At 49.1% G+C, this 8844-nt stretch carries 8 protein-coding genes; all 8 read left to right on the top strand.

Annotation, left to right across the window (positions count from 1 at the left end):
- Window positions 1-1695, top strand: a 1695-nt coding sequence (locus I0P70_RS04745) for a methyl-accepting chemotaxis protein (protein ID WP_196115017.1), incomplete at its 5' end; no start/stop codon positions are given.
- A 14-nt stretch (window positions 1696-1709) separates the two neighbouring features.
- Window positions 1710-2303 (top strand): chemotaxis protein CheW, encoded by a 594-nt coding sequence (locus tag I0P70_RS04740; protein ID WP_196115016.1) that lies wholly within the window; start codon window positions 1710-1712, stop codon window positions 2301-2303.
- A 35-nt stretch (window positions 2304-2338) separates the two neighbouring features.
- Complete coding sequence (locus tag I0P70_RS04735; RefSeq protein ID WP_007658217.1) at window positions 2339-2701, top strand: response regulator; 363 nt, start codon at window positions 2339-2341, stop codon at window positions 2699-2701.
- A 54-nt stretch (window positions 2702-2755) separates the two neighbouring features.
- Entirely contained in the window at window positions 2756-3880 is a 1125-nt protein-coding gene (locus I0P70_RS04730) for a chemotaxis protein CheB (protein ID WP_196115015.1), read from the top strand.
- A complete protein-coding gene (locus I0P70_RS04725; protein WP_196115014.1) occupies window positions 3877-5511 on the top strand; it encodes a chemotaxis protein CheA in 1635 nt (544 codons plus the stop codon). The genes I0P70_RS04730 and I0P70_RS04725 overlap by 4 nt, the downstream gene beginning before the upstream one ends.
- A gap of 12 nt (window positions 5512-5523) precedes the next feature.
- Entirely contained in the window at window positions 5524-6171 is a 648-nt protein-coding gene (locus I0P70_RS04720; protein ID WP_230391983.1) for a chemotaxis protein CheC, read from the top strand.
- Between the two features lie 221 nt (window positions 6172-6392).
- Window positions 6393-7721 carry a polyamine aminopropyltransferase gene (gene speE, locus I0P70_RS04715; RefSeq protein ID WP_196115013.1) on the top strand — a complete coding sequence of 443 codons (1329 nt, stop codon included), beginning with the start codon at window positions 6393-6395 and terminating at the stop codon, window positions 7719-7721.
- Entirely contained in the window at window positions 7693-8784 is a 1092-nt protein-coding gene (locus I0P70_RS04710) for an agmatinase family protein (RefSeq protein ID WP_196115012.1), read from the top strand. The genes speE and I0P70_RS04710 overlap by 29 nt, the downstream gene beginning before the upstream one ends.
- The last annotated feature ends 60 nt before the right edge of the window (window positions 8785-8844 follow it).

Here is an 8844-nt window from a genome sequence, read left to right as displayed (position 1 = left end):
GTGGATGTGAAAGGTGAGCTCGGTGAGTTGAAGGAAAACATCAACCGCATGGTGGACTCCCTGAACATCTTCGCCGGTGAGGTAACCCGTGTGGCGCTCGAGGTGGGTACCGAAGGTAAGCTAGGCGGCCAGGCGAATGTGCCAAACGTAGGCGGTACTTGGAAAGACCTGACCGACAATGTAAATACCATGGCCTCCAACCTGACAACACAGGTACGAGGTATAGTACGCGTAGTAACCGCGGTATCGAAAGGTGACTTGACCCAGAAACTGACCCTCGAAGCAAGAGGCGAAGTGGCGGAACTAGCCGATACTATTAACACCATGGTGGTTGACTTGAACCGCCTGGCGGGTGAGGTAAGCCGCGTTGCTAGAGTAGCCGGTGTGGAAGGAAAACTAACTGAGCGTGCGACACTTGCAGGTGTAGGCGGTAGCTGGAAAGAACTTGTAGATACGCTTAATGACCTATTGGAGTCGATTGTAACACCAGTACTGGAAGTATCCCGCGTGGTGCGTGCGATCTCTGAAGGTGATTTAACGCAGAAGGTAGAGGCCCATACAGCGGGTGATATCCTTGACATGGCCAACGCCCTGAACCTGGCAGTTGACAACCTGAACGCCCTTCTTGGTGAGATCAATGACTCATCGCTTGTAGTAGGAAGCTCTTCAGAAGAGATGGCAGATAAAGGCCTTGAAATGAACCGCGTAACGCTGGATGTGGCGCTAGCCATGCAGCAAATGGCGGAGGGTGCCCAGAATCAGGCCCTCAAGACAGACCAGGCTTTCAAACTGATAGAAGAAATCATGAAAACCACGAAAGATACGGCAAACCGTGCGGAAGTGGTGAACAAATCAGCTTTGCTGGGTGAGGAAACTTCACAGCTCGGTCTGAAGACAGTGGCGGAAGTGGTGAAGAACATGGAAGAAATCTCCAGTTCTGCTTCGCTTACTTCTAAAACAATTGAAGTACTAAGCGCCCGTTCGCAGGAAATCTCCAAGTCACTTGGTGTAATCACCGACATTGCTGCACAAACCAACTTGCTTGCCCTTAACGCTGCCATTGAGGCGGCTCGTGCGGGAGAGGCAGGACGTGGCTTTGCGGTAGTAGCCGAGGAGATTCGTAAACTGGCCGAAGGATCACGCAAGTCTGCCAGCGAGATTGCAACACTGGTAGATGACGTGAAAAAAGATACTGCATCAGCTGCGATGGCGATCTCAACTATGGAAGGTCGTGTATTGAAAGGAAAGAACGCGACATTCGAAGCATCCGGCGCCTTCAAAAACATTGCTGCTTCCAGTGGTGAAACGCTCCGCACTGCACAGGACATCCTGACGGCGACTGAGGTACAGAAGTCATCGATCGGGGACGTAGTGAAATACGTGGAAGAGGTAGTAGCCATTGCCGAGCAAACGGCTTCCGGCACACAGCAGGTGGCAAGTACAGCCAAGCAACTATCCACTTCGATGCAGGAGCTGACATCATCTTCTCAGAACCTGAACGACATTGCCGCGGATCTGCAAATCAGTATCTCGGCCTTCAAACTGGTAGATGGCAATCTGGTATTTAATCACAGCCCGAACAATCGTCGCCTGGCTTCCATGCCGACCAAGCCGAAACAAAAGCAGCTCACCGGCAATGCACGCCTGAGCTCGGTTAGCTCCAGAAACAAGAGCAGCGAGGACAACAGCAAATAAACCGTTCCGGACTGATGAAAGAAAAGACGAACAAAAAAGAGGCGCCATCAGCAGCCGTTGAATCCGGAACGGATAAGACAGCTGAGACTGCAGTGGCTTCTGCCAAAGATAATCCGGCCAAGCCTGAAGCGGTAAAGGAGGAAATGATTCACCTGATCGTTTTCAAGCTTGGGGCGGAAGAATATGGTATCAAGATAGATCAGGTAAAAGAGGTAACCGTTACGCCAAATGTAACCCGCATGCCCCGAACGCCTGATTTCATTAAAGGGGTAGCCAATATCCGTGGGGATATTATCGCGATCATGGATCTGGAAGAGCGCTTTGGCATTCGTCCTGTTCCACTGGCCGGAGACCTGAATCCGCACATTACCTATACCCTGGTGATTGAAGCAAAGGAGTACAGCATTGGGGTGATCGTGCGCGAAGTACCGCAGTCCCTGAACCTGTCTATGACCAAAATTGACAAGACTCCCTCGTTTCTGCAGGACATCAATATCCATGAGAACTACATAGAAGGCATTGCCAAGGTGAACAACCGCCTTATCATTGTACTGGATATGTACAAGATCCTGACCCAGGACGAGATCAGGGAGTTGAAAAGTAACTAAAGCAATTCATTCACATTGAAGCTATACTTTAAAGTATGAAAAGAATTCTGATTGTAGATGACTCTTTCTACATGCGCACAATGCTCAAAAATATGCTCACCGATGCGGGCTATGAGATTGTTGGGGAGGCGCCCAATGGGCAGACAGCACTTGAGCTGGCCAAAGAAACCAATCCTGACCTGATTACCCTCGATGTGATCCTGCCAGACAATACAGGGCTTGATGTGCTGAAAGGCATCAAAGCAGAGCAGCCTGATATGAAAATCGTGATTGTAAGTGCCGTAGGGCAGGAAGTAATCGTGAATGAAGCGCTGGAGTATGGAGCACTTTCTTACATCGTAAAGCCTTTCTCGGAAGAGAAGGTGCTTGAAGTAGTGAAGAAAGCGCTGGACGAATAGCGCTGATCTGACTTATAAAGTACTCATTGTTGGCAGTAGGAAAGGAATCGTACTTTGAAAGGACAGGAAAGCAAGCTAAAAGTGCTCGTTGCTGACAGCTCAAGCCATGCCCGCCTGGTGCTGGAAAGCATCCTGAGTGGTTCAGCTGATCTGGAAGTGACAGGCCTTGCTTCAAATGGAACCCAGTTACTGGAATCATTGCGCCACCATCAGGTGGATGTCATCCTGGCTTCAGTAGATCTACGAAAGAACGAGCAATTGCTCGTTTTTAAGCAGATTTTCAGCGAATGCCCTACACCGATTGTGATGGTGGTGGAGAAGGAACAACTAAGCCTGGAACTTCTTAAGGATGCGATAGACCTGGGTGTTTACAGTGTCATCCTGAAACCTGGCCCTCCGGCAAGACCTGCTTACAGAACGATGGCAGAAGAGATTTGCAGGAAGGTATCAGCAGTGCGTGACACTGAATACTGGGATCCTCAAAAACGATTGAGTATGCTGGGAGAGGAAATGCTGATTTTCCCGCAGGCAGCTCAAAAGGATGCCAGGAATGTGACAGCGGACACCATCATTGTGATAGGAGCTTCGACTGGAGGCACCCAAGCCGTAGAGCAGATCATCCGGCAGTTAGAACCGGGGCTCAAAGCTGCAGTTCTGGTTGCCATACACCTGCCGCCGAAGTTTACGCACAGTTACTCACGCAGGCTCAAGGGTATGACCGAGCTAACCGTACTTGAAGGCCGCACGGGGCTTATACCTAAGCCCGGGAAAGTTATAATAGCACCTGGTGGCAGAAACATGATTGTACACACGGTCATGGGAAACGCCTCTAGTCTGAAAATAGGTTTTAGTGAAGACAATGGCGCAGAACATGATCTGCCTTCGGTGGACAAACTGATGCAGGCGGTGGCACAAAGTGGTGTAAGGCGCGTGATCGGAGTTATCCTGACAGGTATGGGGCGAGACGGCACAGCTGGAGCCAAAGCCATTGCACTCCGAAAAGGAGGACATGTGATAGCGCAGGACGAAGCCTCGTCAGCCATTTTTGGAATGGCAAAATCTGCGATAGAAAGCGGAAATACCGACAAAGTGCTGCCTTTGTCAAAAATTGCCCAGTACCTGAACCGGTACGTGGCAGCAGAACAGCAGCAAGTCAGTACAACTGACGTGAATTCATGAAATCGAGAGAGCAGGAGTATAAAGAGATATTTATAGCAGAAGCGCTGGAATACTTCGACGCCCTAAACAGGCTCATCAGCGAACTGGAAAAACGACCGCAGGACGATCAGGTGCTGGCGGAGATATTCCGTATGCTGCATAACCTGAAGGCGAATGCGAAGGCGATCGGCTATCTGCAGATCTCAGACGTATCCCATAAGCTCGAGACCGCCTTTGGCCTCATACGCAATAAGGAACTGAGCTTCAGCGACGAGGTGGTAGGCGTTCTTTTTGACGGCATCGACCTGCTTGGCGAGTTGATCAAGAGCATTGACAGCGAACGGCAGGTGGAGGTTGACCCGGTGCTGATCCGCAACCTCGACATAATTGTCGACAGCTTATCGGACAGCACAGTTGAGTTGGCAAAGGTGCAGAAATTCAGCACTTCACGCAATTTGACACTGTCCGACCTGATTTACATTCAGGTAAAGAAGCTGGATCACCTCATGAACCTCGTAGGGGAGCTGATTATTGACCGTGACCGCATCCTCTCGCTAAGTCGTGAACTGGATAGTGACGAACTAAAGACGGTGGGTTCTCACTTGTATCGTATTACAGAAGACCTGCAGTACAGTGTAATGGATGCACGCCTGGTAAGCATCGGTACTTTATTCAACAAGTTTCCGAGGGTGGTGCGTGATATTGCCACTGCCGAAAAAAAGGAAATTGACCTGGAGCTGAGCGGGCAGGATATTCAGATTGACCGCAACATTCTGCAGATCATGACAGACTCATTGCTGCACCTGGTGCGCAACGCCATTACGCATGGCATTGAGAAACCTGAGCAGCGTGTGAGAGCAGATAAAACAAAGGCCGGATTACTGCAACTCTCAGCCCGCAGTGACCGCGAAAGTGTGGTGATTACGCTTACTGATGATGGAAAAGGTATAGACATCGGGAAAGTGAAGAAAGCAGCAGTGGCCCAGCAGTTAGTGCCAGCCGATGTTGCTGAAAACCTTCCTGATTCAGAGGTATATTCTTTCCTGTTTGAGCCAGGCTTCTCTCTAGCCAAGGAAGTGACCGAGTTTTCGGGTCGGGGTGTGGGATTGGATGTGGTGAAGAATGCAATTGATTCAATAGGCGGTCGCATCCGTATAGAATCAGAGAAAGGAAAGGGGACCAGCTTTATACTGCAATTACCAACCTCTATTGCAGTAAAAGGCGCTCTTTTGTTTGAGATAGACAGTATTTTCTACGCCATTCCACTGATCCACACAGATTCAGTGGTGGCACTGGACAAAGACGAGCTCCATGAGGTAGGCGAGGTGCTTGTTGCCGATATCAAAGGGGAAACAGTGACTGTCGTATACCTGGACGAACTCCTGAATGTGGAGGAAAGTCAGATGCGTCTGGGTGACAAAACACGGTTGAAGGGCCAGGTGCAGAACATTATCATTGTTTCGTACAACAATCGTAAGCTTGGTCTGATCGTGGACAAACTTTACCGTCAGCAGGACATTGTGGTAAAACCACTTAGCAAACCGCTGGATAGCATAGATTTATATGGTGGTGTCACACTGCTTGGTACAGGCAAAGTGTGCCTGGTACTGGATGTGCCTGCCATAACCAGATACTTTGTGAATAGAAGATGAGGAAATGAGGCGATGGATAACAGAACTAATAACACGACGAACATGATGGATACGCATGTAACCGAGTTGGAAAAGGACATTATCAAAGAGATCCTGAATATAGGACTGGCCCGTGCTGCCGATTCTTTCGCTGTGATCGCCAAAGATAAAGTCATGCTGAAGGTGCCTGATGTGCAGCTCATTGAAGTAAAGGACCTTATTGCGCTCATCGCTAAATATGAAGACACACATTTTGTTATTCAGTCTGATATAAAGGGTGATTTCAATGGAGCTACGCTCATGCTCTTTTCAGAGGAGCACATCAGCCTGCTCTCCAGTGTGTGCCTGAGCATGCTGAATGTGCAGAAAGGCGAACTGAGCGTCATGCAGGAGTCCCTTTTGCTCGAGATCAGCAACATTATTACCGGTGCTTTGGTCACCCAGCTTGCCAATATCCTCAAAAGCAACATTTACGGTTCGCCACCGAAGGCACCTAAAAATCATATAGCTAATTCGCTGAAAGACATCCTGGTACAGCACCCACTTTTCCAACCCCTCGTGTTTACTGTGATCACCAAGTTTCAGCACAATTCAAAAGACGTGGAGCTTCCGCTGCTTTTGTTCTTCGACACCAGCACCCTACTTAAAATGCTTGAAATCATCAGAACTTTTAAGGTATAGATTTACCTGATCGAATTTTTTGAAATAAAATATCTGACGAGCTATACCTGTCGGGATGTCCCCACCAGGTATAGCTCGTTCACTTTTTACGCTATCCCCGACATAATTCAGACCCCATTGACGACCCAATGCGTAAAGTCTAATTGAAAGGTCCTGTTTGAATATAGCGCCAGTTTTCGTTTTTTTGCATTTTTATATATTTGAAACCACACAGTCAATTAATGAACGCCTTAGGAAGACACATTTTAGTTGAATTTTACGATTGCTCTCCTGAACTGATGAACGATGTGATGCACATCGAAAACAGCATGGTTGCCGCTGCCGAAACAGCCGGAGCCACTGTCATCAACAGTACTTTCCATCACTTCTCGCCTTATGGCGTGTCAGGTGTGGTGGTAATTCAGGAAAGCCACCTGGCCATCCATACCTGGCCTGAGTATGGCTATGCAGCCGTAGACCTTTTCACCTGTGGCGACTCTGTTGACCCATGGGTATCTTATACCTATCTGAAAGAAGCATTTCAGTCAGGCCACGGCTCTTCTATGGAGCTACGTCGCGGACAGCTAAGTCTGCTGAAGCGCAATGACTTCAACCTGGAGAGCCTGCGTGATGCGACCGCTAAGACCATAGAAGCTGATGGCTCCATTACAAGAGATGTCTGGTTCACAGAGCGCGATGAAAACATCGCTCTTTCGTTGAAGCACACAGGAAACCAGCTTTACAAGAAAGATTCGGAGTACCAGCGTGTAGAAATTTATGAAACGCTTGCTTACGGCAATATGCTGACGCTGGATGGCATGGTGATGTGCACACAGAAAGATGAGTATGTTTACCATGAGATGATCACCCATGTGCCGATGTTCAGTAACCGCTCAGCCAAGCGCGCCCTGGTGATCGGTGGTGGTGACGGTGGTACGGTACGCGAACTCCTGCGCCACGAGCAGCTGGAAGAGGTGACACTTGTAGAGATCGATGAACTGGTGATCGAAGCCTGTAAACTGCACCTTCCGGAAACAGCCGTGGCGTTTGACAATCCGCGCCTGAACCTGCTGGTAGCGGATGGCATCAAGTATATTAAAGAATGCGCCGACGAGCATTACGACCTCATCATCGTGGACTCAGCTGATCCGGTTGGCCCGGGAGAAGGTCTGTTCACAGCAGAATTTTACCAGGAGGTATACCGCTGCCTGACGAAAGACGGTGTGATGATCACACAGAGTGAGTCTCCGCGCTTCAACTCTGCTGTGTTTGTAGAGATCTACGATACCTACAAGAAGATATTCGGACAGGAGAAAGTGCACTGTTATCTGGCCGCTATACCTACTTATCCGACAGGCACCTGGAGTTTCTCTTATTCAGCGAAGGGCAATGCGAATCCATTGCAATTCGATAGAGAGGAAGCTGCAGCTTTCTCCCAGAAAGAAGGCCTTAAATATTACAATGAAGCTGTGCATGCGGCTGCATTTGCCCTTCCGAACTTTGTGAAGGAGCTTTTAAACACAAAACCTGAAAATGTAACTGATGAGTACTCAGCAGAACCAACCAACTAACAGCAAGCAGCAAAAAATCGCAGCCTTTGACCCCAATGGTGTTGGCGATGTGAATGGTGGCCTTTTTGGTCTGCCTTTTACAGTAGAAGAGTCGGAGGTTGTGCTTATACCTGTGCCTTGGGAAGTAACCGTGTCTTACAGTGCCGGTACTGCAGCCGGACCACAGGCCATCAAGGAAGCCTCACCTCAGCTTGACCTGTTTGAGCCCGCCATCAAAGAAGCCTGGAAGCTAGGTATAGCCATGGAGGAGATTTCAGAAGTATGGGCTGCTGTGAGCGATAATCTGCGTCAGCGGGCTGAGAATTATATCAACTGGCTGGAGGAGGGAAGCCCCGAGTCTGACAGAGCTGAGTTTGAGAACCTGCCAACAGAAGTGACTGAAAAGGGGGAAGAACTACTGCATTGGCTGAAGTCGAAGGCGCATTCCTACCTGGATCAAGGCAAACTGGTTGGCGTAGTTGGCGGTGATCACAGCACACCGCTTGGTCTGATGCATGCGCTGGCTGAACGCCACGAGGAGTACGGAATTCTACAAGTGGATGCGCATGCCGATTTGCGTGACGCTTATGAGGGTTTCAAATATTCGCATGCCTCTATCATGTACAATGCCCTGCAACTGCCTCAGGTCAAAAAGCTGGTGCAGGTAGGTATACGCGACATCTGCCAGGCAGAGGCAGAACTGGCTAATCAGTCCAACGGACGAGTAGCTATTTTCTACGACAGCGTGCTGAAAGAGAATATGTACGAGGGCGACAGCTGGAAGAAAGAGTGTAAAAAGATCATTGCCCAACTTCCTCAAAAGGTATACATCAGCTTTGACATCGACGGGCTGGATCCGAAACTTTGCCCAGCCACAGGCACACCAGTGCCAGGCGGTCTGGAGTTTGAAGAAGCTATATACCTGATCAAGGCACTGGTTCGCTCAGGCCGAGAGATCATCGGTTTCGACCTGTGCGAAGTAGCTCCTGGTGACAGTGAGTGGAATGGAAATGTCGGTGCCCGATTACTTTACAAGCTGTGCAACTGGATGGCTGTTTCTCAAAAACGCTTAGAGGTACAGTAACTCACCTTTATTCCCGCTTTGTCGTATAGCGTGATAGGAATAATATACTATCACTATATA

The sequence above is a fragment of the Pontibacter sp. FD36 genome (genome assembly GCF_015686655.1).
In the GTDB taxonomy this organism is placed as follows: Bacteria; Bacteroidota; Bacteroidia; order Cytophagales; family Hymenobacteraceae; genus Pontibacter.
The sequence above is the reverse complement of the archived record's forward strand: the minus strand, read 5'-3'. Positions and strand labels throughout refer to the sequence as shown.

Excerpts from the sequence above, each read along its gene's own strand:
- I0P70_RS04740 (WP_196115016.1), top strand. The coding sequence starts at position 1,710 with ATGAAAGAAAAGACGAACAAAAAAGAGGCGCCATCAGCAGCCGTTGAA.
- I0P70_RS04735 (WP_007658217.1), top strand. The coding sequence starts at position 2,339 with ATGAAAAGAATTCTGATTGTAGATGACTCTTTCTACATGCGCACAATG.
- I0P70_RS04725 (WP_196115014.1), top strand. The coding sequence starts at position 3,877 with ATGAAATCGAGAGAGCAGGAGTATAAAGAGATATTTATAGCAGAAGCG.
- I0P70_RS04720 (WP_230391983.1), top strand. The coding sequence starts at position 5,524 with ATGGATAACAGAACTAATAACACGACGAACATGATGGATACGCATGTA.
- speE (WP_196115013.1), top strand. The coding sequence starts at position 6,393 with ATGAACGCCTTAGGAAGACACATTTTAGTTGAATTTTACGATTGCTCT.
- I0P70_RS04710 (WP_196115012.1), top strand. The coding sequence starts at position 7,693 with ATGAGTACTCAGCAGAACCAACCAACTAACAGCAAGCAGCAAAAAATC.